Source organism: Marisediminitalea aggregata (assembly GCF_900129565.1).
GTDB classification, from domain to species: domain Bacteria; phylum Pseudomonadota; class Gammaproteobacteria; order Enterobacterales; family Alteromonadaceae; genus Alteromonas; species Alteromonas aggregata.
Genome location: NZ_FQWD01000005.1, coordinates 120,535 through 137,720, shown reverse-complemented (window position 1 = coordinate 137,720; position 17,186 = coordinate 120,535). Strand labels below are relative to the sequence as shown.

General features: G+C 51.2%; 12 protein-coding genes. 4 read left to right on the top strand and 8 right to left on the bottom strand.

The window, feature by feature from the left end; genetic code table 11:
• The coding region (locus BUB81_RS14810; protein ID WP_175555820.1) for a hypothetical protein at window positions 1–1,107 on the top strand (1,107 nt) is incomplete at its 5' end.
• Window positions 1,108–1,284: 177 nt separating this feature from the next.
• Here BUB81_RS14810 and BUB81_RS14805 read toward each other — a convergent pair.
• The 4 genes from BUB81_RS14805 to BUB81_RS14790 all read right to left on the bottom strand — a co-directional run bounded on the left by BUB81_RS14805 (window position 1,285) and on the right by BUB81_RS14790 (window position 8,850).
• The gene (locus BUB81_RS14805; protein WP_073324123.1) at window positions 1,285–1,935 is read right to left on the bottom strand and encodes a hypothetical protein; all 651 of its coding nucleotides are present in this window, start codon (window positions 1,933–1,935) and stop codon (window positions 1,285–1,287) included.
• 186 nt (window positions 1,936–2,121) lie between these two features.
• A complete protein-coding gene (locus BUB81_RS14800; protein WP_073324122.1) occupies window positions 2,122–2,733 on the bottom strand; it encodes a glutathione S-transferase family protein in 612 nt (203 codons plus the stop codon).
• 73 nt (window positions 2,734–2,806) lie between these two features.
• Complete coding sequence (locus BUB81_RS14795) at window positions 2,807–6,154, bottom strand: glycosyl hydrolase (RefSeq protein ID WP_073324121.1); 3,348 nt, start codon at window positions 6,152–6,154, stop codon at window positions 2,807–2,809.
• Window positions 6,155–6,228: 74 nt separating this feature from the next.
• Window positions 6,229–8,850 carry a TonB-dependent receptor plug domain-containing protein gene (locus tag BUB81_RS14790; protein WP_073324120.1) on the bottom strand — a complete coding sequence of 874 codons (2,622 nt, stop codon included), beginning with the start codon at window positions 8,848–8,850 and terminating at the stop codon, window positions 6,229–6,231.
• A gap of 290 nt (window positions 8,851–9,140) precedes the next feature.
• On the opposite strand from BUB81_RS14790, the gene BUB81_RS14785 reads away from it, so the two are divergent.
• Both BUB81_RS14785 and BUB81_RS14780 read left to right on the top strand, forming a co-directional pair.
• Window positions 9,141–10,139 (top strand): LacI family DNA-binding transcriptional regulator, encoded by a 999-nt coding sequence (locus tag BUB81_RS14785; RefSeq protein ID WP_073324119.1) that lies wholly within the window; start codon window positions 9,141–9,143, stop codon window positions 10,137–10,139.
• A 13-nt stretch (window positions 10,140–10,152) separates the two neighbouring features.
• Window positions 10,153–10,662, top strand: a complete 510-nt coding sequence (locus tag BUB81_RS14780; RefSeq protein WP_084526611.1) for an NUDIX hydrolase — start codon at window positions 10,153–10,155, stop codon at window positions 10,660–10,662.
• A gap of 22 nt (window positions 10,663–10,684) precedes the next feature.
• On the opposite strand, the gene BUB81_RS14775 is transcribed toward BUB81_RS14780, so the two are convergent.
• The 3 genes from BUB81_RS14775 to BUB81_RS14765 are packed head-to-tail and all read right to left on the bottom strand — an operon-like array spanning window position 10,685 to window position 13,953.
• Window positions 10,685–11,605, bottom strand: a complete 921-nt coding sequence (locus BUB81_RS14775) for a sugar phosphate isomerase/epimerase family protein (RefSeq protein ID WP_245819231.1) — start codon at window positions 11,603–11,605, stop codon at window positions 10,685–10,687.
• Window positions 11,605–13,332 (bottom strand): GMC oxidoreductase, encoded by a 1,728-nt coding sequence (locus BUB81_RS14770; RefSeq protein WP_073324117.1) that lies wholly within the window; start codon window positions 13,330–13,332, stop codon window positions 11,605–11,607. The genes BUB81_RS14775 and BUB81_RS14770 overlap by 1 nt, the downstream gene beginning before the upstream one ends.
• A gap of 27 nt (window positions 13,333–13,359) precedes the next feature.
• Window positions 13,360–13,953 (bottom strand): gluconate 2-dehydrogenase subunit 3 family protein, encoded by a 594-nt coding sequence (locus BUB81_RS14765; RefSeq protein ID WP_073324116.1) that lies wholly within the window; start codon window positions 13,951–13,953, stop codon window positions 13,360–13,362.
• Window positions 13,954–14,203: 250 nt separating this feature from the next.
• Here BUB81_RS14765 and BUB81_RS14760 point away from each other — a divergent pair, with 250 nt between their 5' ends.
• Complete coding sequence (locus BUB81_RS14760; RefSeq protein WP_073324115.1) at window positions 14,204–14,623, top strand: Dabb family protein; 420 nt, start codon at window positions 14,204–14,206, stop codon at window positions 14,621–14,623.
• Between the two features lie 48 nt (window positions 14,624–14,671).
• On the opposite strand, the gene BUB81_RS14755 is transcribed toward BUB81_RS14760, so the two are convergent.
• Window positions 14,672–17,104: a glycoside hydrolase family 2 TIM barrel-domain containing protein gene (locus tag BUB81_RS14755; RefSeq protein ID WP_073324114.1), complete on the bottom strand. Its 2,433-nt coding sequence runs from the start codon at window positions 17,102–17,104 to the stop codon at window positions 14,672–14,674.
• Window positions 17,105–17,186 lie beyond the last annotated feature (82 nt).

Below are 17,186 nucleotides of genomic sequence, written 5' to 3'. Positions count from 1 at the left end.
GCGATTACTTTCACTCAACCAGTCCTCGCAGCACTTACTGAGTCTTACATTTGTAGTTCATGCGATTACAACGATGCCAAGGAAGCGGTAAAACAATTTTATGAAACACCTAATTGTTCCTGGAATAATGGTGGTGGTTTTTCCCATGACATGACGTTCAGTTGCAATACATCGGCAAAAGATGTCATTGTTGCCAATCCGGTTACTCAAACAGCGTATAAATTTAATGTCACTGCGACTAATGCCAATAGCGACAGTGAAGCGCTATCTATTACTGCGACGGATGCGTCACTGACGTCAATTGAAATCGATTCCCTCGAAACGTTTTACCATATACACGCTGAATTTTTAAAAGCAGCCAATACCGTTGTTTATGCAAATAATTTCTATTCTGCATCAAGCCTTAAAGCTGCTAGTGCGTCATCATCTGCGCCTGGTATAAATGAGTCCAACCTATCACCACTCAGCTCAAATCAGCAGGGTGGAGATTGTTCTAATCACCCATCTGATTACATGACCGGACCGGGAGCTCAAAGGCGTATTCATAGAGAGATGAGAGAACAAATTGCCAGTAAAATTGGCAATACTGACTGGGCGGATTTTAATGAAGATTATGATTTTACAGGCTTAGGCTTTCGCGTCAGTAAAGATGGTGGCGGAGTCAACCTGGGTTGGTGCATCGAAAAGCAGGGCGTTTTTGCCATAAAATACTATGGTGTTGGCAATGTCTTATTTTTCGCTGTCGGATATGAAGGTGAGTCTGAAGTAGCTGGTGATAGAGATCTTTTCCTTGATTTTAGTTTCGGACGAGGCTCATCTTTAGTCGATGGCATACCATATGCGACGTTTTCAAGTGGTAACTTCGCAGATTTGGTGGACGTACTAGTCTCTTCTTGTTTGTTGGAAAACTTGGCAGGTATGGCCGATAGTATCGAAATTAACCTGGGTGATGGTAGTGGCTGGATTCCCAAAGAACGCTATGATGCTCAGTATCCCGGGGCAACCCTGCCACGTGGTGGTAGTTGCGCTATTAGGTATAAGACTTGTTGGTCGAGTCAAGGAGAGCAGCAGTGCACTTCTAATGTCGCATACACAGGTGGTTGTTAATTAAAGAATATCACTGATATCACGGCCATTGCTTAAAGAAGCTCTTCATTCATATTTCTTTAGGCGATGCCCGCTTTTACTTCTAGATGAATACTTTTTCGTTATTGATATCCGAGAATGAGTAACGAAACATTACTGAGCTCCCCCCTTTCTAAGCCTATGCATTGGCTGGCGGGGTCACGCCTTTTTCCGTTTAAGTAACTCCATCTGCAGCAGCACACTGCCACGCATAATGACGCTGGCGCCATTTAATACCAACAGCGGCCAGCTTTGGCTGAGCGGCATGGTTAAGCCAAATAGCAGCGTACTGACATCTTTTATTAAGATACTGCGAAACAAGCCGAAGGACAGTGCGCCTATCTCACCGTAGCGACGCAGAATCAGCCATTGATGTGCTGTTCCCTGGATCAGAATAGCTGTCACCACCAGCATTAGCCCGTTGGCCCCTATTTGTGCAAAGGCGGGAAACGGGCGATAACCCATGGAGATAAATCCACCGCACAGGGCTAAACCTGAGACAAGCAACGTCAAAAAGGTGGTTGATGTGCGCCTTTCCTGCCAGATGCGCCAAAGAATAACCAGCGTAAGTAATAGCGCGCCACAGCGAGTCCACACCAGATAATGATTGAATGGCTCGACGGCAATGCCGAACATAAAATTAGCGTAGAAAGCAAAAAAGCTTGAGCCAAACTGATTGAGCGACAAACTTTGGGTACCATGCGCATTGCTTTGGCGGTGAAGATGAATACGCCTGTTCTGAGCCCATAATCCAAGCCAGGTGAGTATAAACAGAACTGCACTGAGTATGCCGAGTACGTGGTACAACATATCGAAATGGATTGATGACGAAGTATGCTGATGATATCACGATTGGCTCACTAATATCGCGACGCAAGTTCCCTGATATCGCGGCACTATTCAGCGATGACGGGCCTTTGTGCTACCGCTTCGCAAGTTCCCTGATATCGCTTCGCGATTCAGGGACGACGGTTTGCTTGCGATATCGCTTAGCAACTAGGAATGCTTGAGCGCGAGTTCAACAGGCTCAAGTGTGTGCATTTGCTCAAAATACGCTGCTACATGCTGGTATGCATCCAGCTGAAATCCTGCCCCCGTCAGGCGGCGTATCACCCAAAACCAGTAAGCGTCCATGGCAGACCAGCTATCGCCGTACCAATAAGCTTGGTTACTTAGCATGGTATTGAGCTGGTTAAATATTCCCGCAATTGCACTTTCTGCGCGTGCTTTCACTTCATTTACGTCACCGTCCCCAGCAATAAGATCGGGGCGACAATAGCGGGTTACCAGCGGATGTACGCCGGAGGCTAAATAGCTTAAATCACTGATGCGTTGAATACTGTCTACGCTTTCAGGAAACAATCGCGCTTGTGGCCAAGTGCTATTCAGGGCGATAAGAATGGCCGGTGTTTCCGTGATCACCCGCCCGTTCAGATTCAGTGCTGGCACCTTACCTTTGGGGTTAACAGCCAGGTATTCCGGGCGCTTGTGTTCGCCCTTAGCCAGTATCACATTGTTCAATGTGTAGGGTATCTGAGCATGCTCAAGGGCAATCATACTCACCAGCGAACAAGCGCCTGGCGAGCCATACAAGGTAACGGTGTGCATGGTTAACTCCGAATTAAAGCGGTGTAGAGTGCAGGAGATTACGAGGGGCAAGCTGCCCCTCATGTTGTCGTGTTTATTTCGTCAGGATCTTAACCGGCCCTAACAAACCCGATTCACGCAGTGGTGCGTCAGGAATATAAGTAGGGACAGTAGTGAATGTGAAGGTTTCTTCGGCATCGGGCTGCACATCGCCAATCAAACGATTCACCCACAGGTTTGTCACCTTCAATGTGATGGTGTTACTGCCTGATGTCAGGAAATCCGTCACATCGGTTTGATACGGCGGCTTCCACAAGGTGTCTACTACCTTGCCGTTTACGCTCACTTCCACCAGCTCCCGCACATCCCCTAAGTCCAGCACCAGCGACTTGCCTTTGGGCAGGCGTTTTAGTTCTACGGTTTGCTGATAGGTTGCCGTTCCCGAAAAGTACTTAATACGCTCGTCGTTACTGTTTGCCCAGTTACCGGCTTGCATAGTCATTGGCGTTTCAGGTGCACCACGACCAGACTGGAACGTCACCGACCAATTGTCGTCCAGCGACGCAAATGTACGGCCTTTGGCAGGTTTCTTCGCGTTTACCCGCTCGTCATCTGCAAACACAATATAGCCCGATTCAAACGGTGCGAGGTTGCGCTTGATTTCAGTGACACCGCGTTTTTGCTTGTAATCGACAGCCGTAATTTCGCCTGTTACCGCATTGTAGTGATACGGCGTTTTGCCAGTAACGGCAAAGCGCAGGGTGACCGGCTCACTGCGGTTTTGGCGATGGGTATAAAAGTAAATCTCTTCGCTGTCGGTATGACGGTGCACAAAGAATAGCTCGGTATCATCACGTTTAGCGTTATAAGCAAAATCAGCGTTAACACCGGCTTTTTTCAGGCCTGAAGATATATCACTGGCTTCAATTATGCGGCCTTTACCCGTGTTGCCACCCCAGAGTGAATCGGCCAGCGCTGCGAATTCAGTTGGGTCATCCTGCAGTGAGGGTGAAGCCATCGGCTTGGCGCCAATTACCGTCGCACCGTCTTTTACCAGTTCAGCCAGTTTTTGCAGTACAGATAGACTCATGTACTCGCTGGTACCGCCCAAATACAGCACCTGATAGCGCTGACCGCTGGGCGTAACCAACTGACCGTTGTCTACCCGCAGCAAATCGCGAATGATATCGGCATTCACATAATCGAAACCGTTTTCACGCGGCACGTCTTGCGACGGCTTGTCGTTATACAACGCAGTAAGCGGTGTTTCTTCACCATAGAAGTAAGCCACATCGGCGTAGAAACGCCCTTGCTGCAACATGTAGGTATTGCGGCTGATGTAAGTTACCCAGGGCTTGGCAAACTCAGCCCAGGTTTCTAACCGATTAAAGTACTGACCAAAAATAAACAGGCTCAGTCCCGGGCCGTTGTCCAGCGGTTGATGCACCGAGGTATGAATGATCGGCCGGTTTACACCCAGCGCAAACTCCATGTCGATCATGGGCTGAAGATCCCGTGGCGAGAACGCCCAGGGAGATGCAGCAGCGGTGAGTGACTCAGCGGCTACTTTGTTTTGCCCGTAGATGTGCGCGACCGACGCAGCTTCGCGAATGTCCGACCAATACTGGGGTGCAGGACCAATTTTGTTGTTGGTGTCGAATGACCACATGGCCGCCATCGGAATATCCGCAGTGCGACGCATCCGCATACCGTCGCCTAATGAAGGGCGGCCGTTTTCCAACGCTTCAGAATAATGAATCATGTTGTACTCATCGAGTACCTTGCTGATCACGCCGTAGTGATTGTCGGCAATCATTTCAGCCAGGGTCTGGCGGAAGTCATACAGAAACTTGTCACTGTCTTGGGCGTTGTTCACCACCACACCGGTGAGCGCAGGCAACCAAGGGCGTAAATCATAACCGCGGCGCTGTTTAAACTCTGCAAACATAGCCGGCGTCCAGTTTGATGGTCCCACCTCAATGCTGTCGTTCAGCAAGGCTTTTACGCCTTCCCCAAGCTTGTTGTTGCCACTGGCTTTGGCGTAGTTACCCAGGTAATGCTCGATGTAATTACGCACGGCAACAGGGTCGTATTTATCCACTTCCAACCCGGTAGATTCTGGCGTGGCCGGGTGGTTTTCTTTACCAGTCAATGAATACCCTACCCGCAGGATTTTCCAGTTGCCCTCAATCGGGGACCAGGCCAGGGTACCGTCGGCTTGCAAGGCGTCGGTGACATCAATGATGTCACTTGCTGGTACGCCGTTCGCGTTATGCTGGTAAGACAGCGGGTAGTAATCTTCAACAATACCGAACCCGGCTTTGTCCTCGAAACGGTGTACGCGAGGCTGTGCATAAAATGCCACTTCCAGCAGGTTGACCGGTGATGCCTGGGGCTCTCCCGTTGGTAACTTAAACCCCGGTGGTGGTGCGGAACCAGGCGCAGAAGACGAAGGCAATTCAAACTTGCCATTCGGGTTAGCTCGCATGACTAAACGCATATAGCGTGCTTGCACCGGTGCGAACGACACGGTTTTTTGTACGCTGGTTTCAACCACAAAGTCAGCTACGTCAGTAAAGTGCTTTCCATCGGCGCTGGCCTGCACCACAGGGGCAAACGCAGCTGGCAGGAACATCCCCGGAATAGGCATGGCGAACGACGCGCTTTGTATCGTTTGTACGTCGCCAAAATCAAAGGTAATGGCCAGGGCTTCATCCGGGCCAGACACAGACGTGGCACCGGTGGTATACGAACCATCCTGCATTAACGTCAGCGACAGTGGCTCACCATAACTGGTAGCTACGCTTTTAATCTCTACCGGTGCTGCAGAGAGCGGGATCGCATACACAGCGATATCTTCGTAATAATGCGGCACGTGATCTTTGGCGTGACTGTCGTCCTGGAACATCTCGGTGCCCTGGGCGTAGTCCTGAAACACACCGGTTGTTTGCGGTGGCAATGCCAACGTAATGGGCTTGGTACTGCCGCCCGTTACGTAAGTCTCACTCCAGCTGATTTTCTTCATGCCGTCTTTGGGTGTCACCCAGGGACCACCGGTTTCACTCCACCCTGGTGAGGCCGCAATACCAAATTCAAAGTCGTATTGCTGCGCCTGAGTCAGCGCAAACTGAAACTTTTGCTGCCAGTCTTCGCTCATGTACTGCACTGGCGTATCCACGATTTTTGGCGTCATCAGGTGCGCATCAAAGTTTTGCACGCCACCAATACCCACGCGGTTCATCCAGGCTAGGTCTTTGGCAATGCCGTCTTCGGTTACATTGCCGCTCATCCAGTGCCACCACACCAAAGGCTTTGCATATTGTGGTGGCTGCTGGAATTCAGCGTCGCTCATAGAACCCGCGACTACTGACAATGACGTCATAGCACTGCCCACCAGCAGTGTGCGAATAGTCCGGCTTACCGGCAGAAAAGAAAATCGCATACAGCATCCTTTACGTCGAAATTGAAAAACAAAAAGGCCGGCCCCTATGGCCAGCCTTTATCAGTGCAAGGCGCTTAGAACTTGGTTCTTAAGCTAACCGACATAAACCGGCCCATGCTCTTATAGGCCACGCCTTCGTCAATCAGACGAAATGGCGGGTCCTGATCCAGCACGTTATCAATGTTGAACGACACCTGGGTGTCCATGTTGATATCGTAGCTGGCAAACAACGAGAGCGTCGTATACGAATCGATGGTTTCAGCGCCAACTTCGGCTTTACCGCGGTAGAACACGGTGCCTGAAACATAGAAATCGCCGTTGCGAAGCCCCACTGTTGCTACACTGTTTAAGGCTGAAATCGGGCTGTTAAAGTCACCTTGAGTCAGGGTGTCGTTAAAGCCTGCGCCTTTCACGTTCTCTTTGTCGCGGTTCATAATGTATGTACCGCTGAAGTTTACATCTAACTCACCAAGCGCTACGTCGGTGAAGTACTGGACAGAGTAATCCAGGCCGTCAACCTCGTAGGCACCCATGTTTGCTTTACGTTGGTCAGAAACCACATAGGGCGCACCAAATACAGCAAACATCGTTTCCAGGCTATCGAATCCGGCAACCGGTAAATCGCCGAATTTCGCAATTACTTCGTCAGCCGATGTCGGGCCCAGAATAAAGTAGTCCTGGTTCACTTCTTCGTCGTAGTATGACGGGCCGAAGAAGAAACCTGCGTTCTGATCCAAACGGTCTTCGTACTTCACGCTCCAGTAAGTTAACGACACTCTCAGTTCGTCGGTCGCATACCAGTCAGTACCCAAAGACATGGTCTCTGCGTTTTCAGGCTTAATGCCTTCAGACGCACCGCCAACCAGGAAGCTTGGCTTAAAGAAGTCCGGTACAAACGGGCTGTCTGAGGCACGGAACGGGCTGAACGGTAAGAACAGTTCATACTGTAATGGAGCCGCTAAGTCAGCCAGCGCCGGGGCGTGGAACGAGGTTCCCCAGGTACCGCGTACGGTAACGTCTTCGCTTGGATTCCAGGTTACCGCGACTTTTGGGTTGGTTGATGAACCTACATCGTTGTAACGATCGTGACGTGCCGACAGTGACACATCCAAATGCTGCACCAGTGGCAAGGCATTGTCGTCGCCTACCAGTGGGATATACAACTCACCAAATACCGACTTCACACTGCGGTCGATGTCGCGTACAGAAGACGTTGAAGGCGAACCAATCATGCCGGTATCGACGACCTGATAGAATGACTCTTCACGGTACTCGGTACCAACCGCAGCACGCAGCGTTCCGCCGGTAATATCAAACAGCTCACCATTGGCAATCAGTTTCACTTCGGCCAGGTCCTGTTTAGACAGCGTATATTCCTGCCAGTCAGCAATCGACGCTAATACTGAGGCGCTGGTCTGACTGACATCGTACGGATTCAGCGCCTGGTCAGCAGACGTTGCGCTCAATGCCGCCGCCTGAGCTTCGGAATTGATTTTGTAATCGTTGTACGTTGATTCACTCTTACCGTAGTTCAGTGTTCCTTTTAACTTCCAGGAATCCGTTAACTGATAGGTCAGGGTTGGTGTGACTTGCCACTGTTCATACACAGATGGATTCTTACCCGCTTTACCCCAAACATCTTCATAGCTAAACGCCACGGTATTGGCTGTTTCGTCACCTACGGCAACGAAATACGGGTTATCAGAAGTAATCTCTCCGGAAGTGCGTACGTCAGCCGGGTCATAGTCAACGGCATCACGGCGCGAATAATACGCCAGCACATCCAGCGTTAAACCTTTTGCTAACTCCTGATTCAGGTTAGTAAATAATGAGTAGCGCTCTTCTTCCGGATAGTACGACTGGTTGTCGTAACTTGAACAATAGTTAGGGTTGCCAGCATCCACACCCGGCAAGCCGTATAGCGTGTTGTCCAACAGGATATTGCCAGGGCTACAGCCCGTCGCGCGGTAGTCAGCGCCGCCCTGAGCAGTTAAATCTTCTTTGATGTAGTCCAGGTCTTTACCAAACATGGCGCTGCGGTCGCCATATGAGAACGCAGCAACCAGGTTACCGCTGTCCCAGCTGTGGCCAAAGCCGCCAGATACGTCGATACGGTCGTAGTCACCATGACCCATGCCGTACTGAACACTGATCTCACCGCCTTCCATGTCTTTCTTAGGAATAAAGTTAATCACCCCGGCAACCGCGTCAGAACCATAAATGGATGAGCCGCCATCAGGAATGACTTCTACGCGCTCCAGCAAGCTGGCTGGGATCATCGACGAATCGACCCAGTTTAGTGGACCCACCGGCACCAAACGGTTTCCGTTTAGCAGAACCAGGGTTGCCATACCACTTAATCCACCAATACCTCGAATTTGCGGTGGCTCGAAGGGAATCGAAGAGCTCAGGGTATTTTCCGGTACTTCGTTGAACGCATCCATTTGAGGAATTCGACGCAGTACGTCCGTGGCAGAGGTAACGCCCTGCTCAATAATTTTCTCCTGATTAAGGCCAATGACGTTTGACCCTACCGGGTTAACGCCTTCAATGAGGGTACCGGTAACAGAGATGACTTCCACTTCCTGTTCAGTTTGCGGCTCTTCCTGAGCAATAGCAGTTGACGTTGCTAAATAGCCAAGGCCGGTACAAACCGCCAGGGCAAGTTTTTTCAAGGGTATGTGCTTTGGTTTCATTATTGTGTCCTTCAGTACGGCAAGCTTTTGGTTCACACTTACCGCACTAAGATTTTACAATTCATCAACAAAAGTAAAATATTAAATTTTCGCATTTCCATAGTTTCAATTTATACATCCTCTGCACACGCTGATTTTTAAAGAGCGAGTTTGATTGAAGTTGGAAGATAAACAAGAAAAATAATCGTCATACGCGCGTAACCACCGAAATAAACGGCTCGCGCTTACAAAGAGTGACTCCCACTGCCAATTGGTTTACCTTGTAGCAGTAACGAGTTAACGAGGACAACATGGCCACGATCAGAGATGTCGCAAAGGAAGCCGGCCTTTCCACAGGCACGGTATCAAAGGCGCTAAGCACGCCTGAGAAAGTGTCTGCCAAGAACCGTCTCAAAGTCGAAGCGGCCATTAAAAAACTCAAGTATAAGCCCAATTTGCTCGCCCGACGATTCCGTAGCAGTCGGGCTAACACCATTGTGGTGATGGTGCCGGATATTGCCAATTTGTTCTTTGCCAAGCTCATTAGCGGTATAGAAAATGTCGCACAACAAGCCGGATTTAACGTGTTATTAGGCGACACCAAAGACACCTTTGAACGCGAAGAAGCCTTCGTAAGAATGGTAGAAACACGCCTGGCTGATGGCCTCATTAACCTGCGCCCCAGTCGCTCCTGTGAGCCACTTTTAGCCCGGGAAGGCGTTTTGTCGGTAACTGCCAGCAGCTGCGAAAACACCCCCGGCGTGTCGGTGCGTATCGACAACGCCGCCGCGGCAGAAAAGGCCGTCTCTTACCTGGTAAAACTGGGGCATCGTCGAATTGGTCTGGTGACCGGGTTAAAAGACAACCCGCATACCGCAGATCGCCAAAAAGGCTATTGCCAGGCCTTGCAGGCAGCGGGTATCGAATTTGATCCGGCACTGGTTATTGAAGGGGATTTTAATTTTTGGTCTGGTATCAGTGCGGCTGAACAATTCAGCCAACTTGCAGACCGCCCCACCGCCGTTTTTTGCATGAGTGATGAAATGGCCATTGCCGCCATTAAGGGCTTTGCAGATCGTGGACTGAAAGTACCAGAAGATGTATCGGTGATTGGCTTTGATGACATGGAAGTAGCGAGGTACGTGACCCCTACTCTCACCACCATTGCGCAGCCCGCAGAAAAAATCGGTGAGCGTGCCGCCAGCCTGCTGATCGAACAGATCAACGGCCACACGCCTGCTATTCGTGAGCACGTGTTGCCATACGAATTCATTATTCGCGACAGCGTCGGACCCGTAAATCGAATGTAAACCGGAGTCAGCTTTGTTTTCTCACTGCCCTAAGTGTACTGCCACCACGGTAACCAGCAACCGTCATCGTTACTTCTGCGAAACCTGCAAGTTTGAGTATTTTCACAATACCGCATCCGCCGTCGCGGCGTTTGTAGTTTGGGAAGATAAGCTTTTACTGACGCGCCGGGCCCGGGACCCGGGTAAAGGCCAGCTTGATTTGCCGGGCGGCTTTGTGGATCACGATGAATCGCTGGAACAGGCACTGACCCGTGAGTTAGAAGAAGAACTCGCGCTGACCCTTCACGATTGGCGCTACTTCTGCTCGCAACCCAATACTTACGAGTACAATGGTGTGACCTACAAAACCTGTGATTGTGCGTTTGAAACCACCCTCAGCGCATTGCCAGTCATGACGGTAGCGGAAGATGAGATAAGCGAACTCATCTGGGTGTCACCGAGCGACATCCAGTTGGACGACATTGCCTTTCCGTCTATTCGAACGCTTGTCGCTATGTGGATTGCGAAGCAGCAATCCACATAGCCATCCTTGAAAAGGCGTTCGATTAATTACCCGCGGTAATAATGCTGTCGAATCCCTGTTTGGTCGCCGCAACCGCTTCCAATGGCGTTAGGCCATTGGGATATTGTTCCTGTTCAAGCACAACCCACTTCGCGCCGCCAACAGCGGCAGTAGCCTGGTAAATCGGTAACCAGTTAATGCCGTCCTGACCCACAATGGGCGTCCCCTTGGGCGTCTCATATTCAGGGGCTTTGAAATGCGTTGTCAGGGTTCTGCCCGGATACGCTTTTACCATCGCAACCGGGTCTTTTTCAGCCACCAGCGTCCAGCCCACGTCCTGCTGCAAGACTACGGATTCCGGCGTGTTGCTGGCAATATACTGCCAGAAGGTAATATCACCATAGTCGGCCATTTCCTGCGCATGGTTGTGATACCCTACGCGCAACCCGTAAGGTGCCAGACGCTCGGCAATCACGGTTAATTCCTTTGCTACCAGGTCAACGGTGTCGGCGGCAAAAGCGCGCTCATCCCAGGGCACAATCACATAGGGCGTGCCGAGCTGCTGATGAAATAACGCCGTTGCTACCAGCTTATCACCGCGTAGCGCGTCAAAACCGACATGGGCGCCGCTAACCGCCAAACCTAATTCGGCCAACTTGGCTTTTAGCCCGGTTGGGTTGTTCTGATACGGACCAAAGTCGCCGGCAAACTCAACGCCGTCAAAACCCATGTCAGCCAGGGCCTGCAGGGTGCCTACGAAATCCGCTTTCACATCGTCTTTTACCGACCACAACTGCACGCTGATCCCCGGTTTTTCGAACGCCGGATACGCCGTTTCGGCTGTGGCAGTTGGCTGCGCCGATTGTGAGCTTCCGGATTGCGGCTCTGCGCACCCGGTCAACATTAGCGTCATGGCGAGTGCCGCCCATACAGGCGCAAAAGGCATTACTGATCGTTTTGTCATTATAATCTTCCTGCTTTAAATTCCTTCACCGCATAGTCTACGGCGCGTGCTGTTAAGGCCATAAAGGTAATCGATGGATTGCCCACCCCTGTCGAACAATAGCTTGCGCCATCGGTTACAAACAGATTCGGTACATCATGCGCCTGATTGTAACCATTTAACACTGAGTCTTTCGGGTCACGCCCCATTCTGGCCGACCCAACTTCGTGGATCGCCAGCCCGGGCGGCGAGTAGTTCACGTTGGCTTTTATGTCGCCAAATCCGGCATCCTGTAGCATTTTCACCGACACGTCAGCAGCGTGCTCCATCATAATGGTTTCGTTTTCTGACCACTTGCAGTTGATACTCAGCTGAGGCATGCCCCACTTGTCTTTTTTGGTGGGGTGCAACTGCACCTGATTGTCGCGATTCGGCAGCATTTCCCCCTGGGCGCCTAAGCCGATGCCCCACTTACCCGGGTTGTGCAGCTTATTCTTAAAGCTCACACCAAAGCCGTCTGACATTCCCAGGCCCTGCCAGTCGGAACGGGCGGCACTGCCTGCCAGCGCATAACCGCGCTTGAATGCTTTGTGGTATCGCTTAGGCTCGTAATGGAAGTTGGGAATGTATAGCGACGAAGGTCGCCGGCCAATGTAATACTCGTCCTCGTAACCCTCTATGGAAGCTGTCACAAAGGCATTGTAGTTGTGGTCCATCAGGTAATGCCCTAACACCCCGGAGCTGTTAGCGATGCCGGTCGGGAAGCGTTTACTCGTGCTGTTTAGCATAATTTGCGTGCTGCCCAGTGTCGACGCACACAGAAACACCATCTTGCCGTAATACTCACGTTGTTCGAGGGTGTCATTGTCGATTACCCGCACCCCAACGGCCTTTTGGGTCTGGTCACTGTAAATCACGCTCTCTACCACACTGTTAGGTGCAATATACAAATTGCCGGTGCGGGCCGCAGCTGGCAATGTGGCGCTTTGGGTTGAGAAATACGCACCAAATGAACACCCTTTCTGACATTCGTTGCGCGCCATACATTGCATACGGCCCAGCTCCACCTGTATTTTTTGTGGTGCGGTTAAGTGCGCACAGCGACTCATGATCACCGGTTTATCCGGGTGTTTCTCTTTCATCAGCGCGGTAAAGTCGCGCTCTGGTGCCGTCATCTCAAACGGCGGTTGAAATATACCGTCGGGCAGTTGTGGCAACCCGTCGGCATTGCCGCTGATCCCCACAAAACGCTCCACATAGTCATACCAAGGCGCCAGGTCTTCATAGCGAATAGGCCAGTCATTGCCATGACCGTCTTTGGCATTGGCTTCAAAATCAAACGGGCTCATCCGATAAGACTGGCGATGCCACAATAAGGATTTGCCGCCAAGCTGGTTAGCGCGGATCCAACTAAAAGGCGCATCTGGCTCGGTGTGATACGGGTAGTCCTTGTCGCTGGAGAAAAAGTGTTTTGTACCATCGTGAAAGGCGTAGCACTGCTGCTGAATCGGGTATTCTTCATCTATCAGCTTCTTAGCGACTTTCATGCGATTGGGGTATTCCCAGGGCGGCTTGGCTTCGGTGGTGTAGTCCTTACGGTGTTCTACCACGCGGCCGCGCTCTACCATCAGCGTTTTCAGGCCTTTTTCGCAGAGCTCTTTAGCTGCCCAGCCACCGGTAATGCCCGATCCAACCACAATGGCGTCGTAGACTTCCGCTGACTCGTTTACGTAACGATGTTGTGTCATGTTAATAATTCCTACTGCGAACGCGGCTTAATAGTAATCTTTAGAACTGTACGCACTGCCAATATCGGCAAGGGGTACAGAGCCAACGAAACGCCCGGGGACGGCCAGATAGGTGAGCTCCTGTGTCGCTCCCGGCATTGAGGTGTAATAACCAAACACAATCAGGTTTTTCAATTGCTTAAACGGCCCGTATTCAAGGTGTGTAAACGGGGGCTGCATGGCCTCGACTTTTTCCAGCAATGCGATTTGTTCAGCAATAGAACGTGACGCAAACGGTTTGCCCTGCTCGTTTGTGCTTACCTGATGGATAGTTTGCAGTACCCCCTGACACGCCTGTTGGGTGTCGGAAGCAAACACCACCAATAACTGGTGTTCAACAAATTCTGCGCAGCCTACCTCAGCGGCACCCGGTGTATCAGTGCGCGGGATTACGCACTCGCAAATGGCGTTTAACACAGCGCGTTGTTGCGGTGTAAACAGGCCTGATTGTGACGACGATGCGTCATACGACAAGGCCGCAGCAACCGCATTGTTTAGCAACGCACCTTCGGCTGCACACACTCCCAGCCCCATTGCCATGCGTTTCAACAAGTCCCGACGAGACGAATTATGGCTTTGCATTTTTTCCTCAAACGGCATATTTTCATCGATTTGTTAATTAACTTAACATACTATAAACAGATATCACTATGACTAATTAACGAAAGCTGTTAAATCCAGTAAAAATGTGACACTACATAAATGAACCGGTTCATTTTTATTATGATTTCAGCTTTTTGATTTATTAAAAATGCCGGGCTAATGCCATTGCATTGCACTATTTTCATACCGTAGGATAACCGCTGGATTCCTGCGCAATAAGGAGCAGATCATGACAGACCAACATCGTCGCCAGTTTATTTCAGCCGCCGGCACCCTGGCCGCAGCAGCCTCGCTCACCAGTACTTCTGCGTTAGCATCCGACTCGGGCTGCAACACACTCGGTCCCGTTGTGCACATGGTGTATTTCTGGCTGAAAAACCCGGATTCCAGCGCCGATCGCGACGCCTTGATAGCCGGGCTTAACAGCCTGAAAGCCATTCCTCAGATTCAGGGGTTGCACGTTGGTGTGCCTGCATCGACACTGGAACGAGACGTCATCGACAGCAGTTATCAGGTGTCGGAACTGATGCTGTTCAACAGCACGGAAGATCAGGATGCGTACCAAACGCACCCATTACACGTAGAATTTATAGAAAAGTGTGCTCACCTTTGGAGCAAAGTAGTCGTGTACGACTCTGTGTCGGCGTAAACACTTAAGGCCCGCGAGCAGTAACGCCCCGGGCCTTTTTCTTTTGAGCTATTTAGCGGTAAAAACCAGGTGAGCCGGTTTCAGGCCCTGGCCAGTCACTGTTATTTTTACCTCTCCAGCGTCACCCGTCGATTGCACCACGGCCATGAGTTTGCCTCGGAAGGTGTGGCGGCTGGACTGCTGAAAGCTTTCCGCCGATTGGGGATTGGCATTCCCAAGCGCAATGAGCTTCGCAGCCCCTTCCACTGTCACTGTCACAGTTTTGTCTTGTTCCCAGCGGTATACAGGGTTACCGGCTTCATCCAGTAACTGCATAGCCAGGTAGTTAATGTCCGAGCCATCGGCCATGAGTTCAGTATCTTCGCGCACTATATCAACACTCTGTGCAGTACCGGCAGTAGTTAACTGCCACTCTTCCTGCACATTTCCTTCCATATCCAGTCCTTTTGCTACCAGCGTACCCGGCGCATAGGTAACAGAAAATTCGGCGGTAAACTGGTTGGCCTTGCCTGTTGCAGCCGTGTTAATTCGGGTGCCGTTAAGCCATAACTCAACGATGGGGTATACGCTGTACACTGTTACAGCAAGCGATTGACCTTCCTGCCCCGGCCAGCTCCAGCTAGGGTGAATGTCCGGGTACGTCCAATAGTCGTACCAGGTCGGATCCGGCGTAGGTGAAAGAGAAGGCGACGGCGATTGCACGAATGCAGATATACCCTGATTGCCGGTATTCCACAGCACCTGACGATAGTAAGCGGCAGGCCGCCATTGGCCCAACACGTCGATTTCTCCCGTGTAGGCTAACGTCCATGGGAATGGCGCAAGACCCGCCCATTCCGGCGCGTAGCCGGTCCAGCCAATGGAGGCTTCGCCCAGATAGTCCCAACCGGTCCATACAAAATCACCAATGACAAATGGATGGGCTTCTACTAACTCCCAATAGTCAAAGGCGTCTTTTGAATAGGTTTCCGATCCATACATCACTGCTGAAATACCAGCTTCGAAATCATGCACGTAATTGTCAGGCTCGTAGTTGTACCCCGACACATCGAATGCCGACAGGTAGGCCCGCGCGTGTTCACCTGACATGTTCGCCCCAACGGTCAGCGGACGACTGCTGTCGAGCGTTCGTAGATAGTCAGCCAACTGCTTTGCTGTATCGGCACCCAGTTTCTCGCCCTGCTCAGGTATTTCATTGCCCAGACTCCACATAATGATACTGGGGTGGTTAATATCGCGGGCGACAAAGTCGGTTAAATCACGCTGCCAGTCGCGCTTGAATACCGACGAATAATCGTTTCTGTTATCCCATTTACGGGTATTCCAGGCGTCGAAGGCTTCGCTGATCACCAGCAGTCCCAACTCATCGGCGGCCTGCAAGAAAGCACTCGAGGGTGGGTTATGTGCGCTGCGCACCGCATTGTACCCAGCTTCCAATATTAGCCTCACTTTACGCCGCTCTGCCTTAGGATGAGCCGCTGCGCCAAGCAAATAGTTGTCGTGGTGAATATTCATGCCTTTTAGCAACAGTGGTGTGCCGTTCAACAAAAAGCCTTGCGTTGACGAGAGCTCAACGGTGCGAATGCCAAATTGGGTAACCAGCGTGTCGATTACCTGATCGCCTTTCAGCAGTCGCTGAGTCAGGGTATACAGTACTGGCGACGATGGCTGCCACCAGTGCGGATTGGCGACAGGGGTAACGCGCTGCACCGAATTCCCGCTTACCAGTGTACGCCATACGACAGGCTTTTCCCCATCAACGGCAATAGTTTGCTCAAGCTCCAGGCCTGTAGGAATATCACCGCCCGCCAGGTTTAGCTTCGTTGAAATAGACAGTGTCGCGCTGTCACCACCGTTACCCGATGACGTCACCACCGACGTTCCCCACCGCACAATATGCGTTGCAGGCAGCTCATGTAACGTGACCTCCCGGTAAATGCCGGAGCCACTGTACCAGCGACTGTTCTTTTCGTTGTTGTGCACCCGAACCGCGACAACATTGCCCTCGCCTGCTTGCAGGAACGGGGTCAGATCCACCTGAAAGCCGGTATAGCCGTAATAGTGTTGCGCAGCTTCCTGGCCGTTCACATACACGGTGGCATTCATATACACACCGTCGAACTCAAGCAGATACTGCTTTGCAGGGTCTGTATGCGGTAGCGACTTTCGATACCAACCAATGCCACCCACGGCATACCCTGTATTGTAGGCGTCGCTCGCCTCTGCACTGAACGGACTCTGCGTGCCGGGAATGTCTTCTATAGACCAGTCATGCGGCAGCGACACCGTTCGCCAGGTACCGTCATTAAAGTCGGTTTGCTTATAGTCCGGGTTGTCGCCGCGTATAAAACGCCAACCCAGATTGATGTGTTCAGGTTCAATGGCAGGCGTAGGGGTCGATTCATCACTGTGGCATTGCGTAAAACCGCAGAGGGTCAGTATGGCAAGGACTACCAGCCAGCGTGCATGTTGTGTTTTCATAGCGTTAAATTTAAGTAAACGTTTTCCCTCATATTTCACTAAAATAGCGCAAATTACAAGGTAGATCACGCTAGCCGGTTGA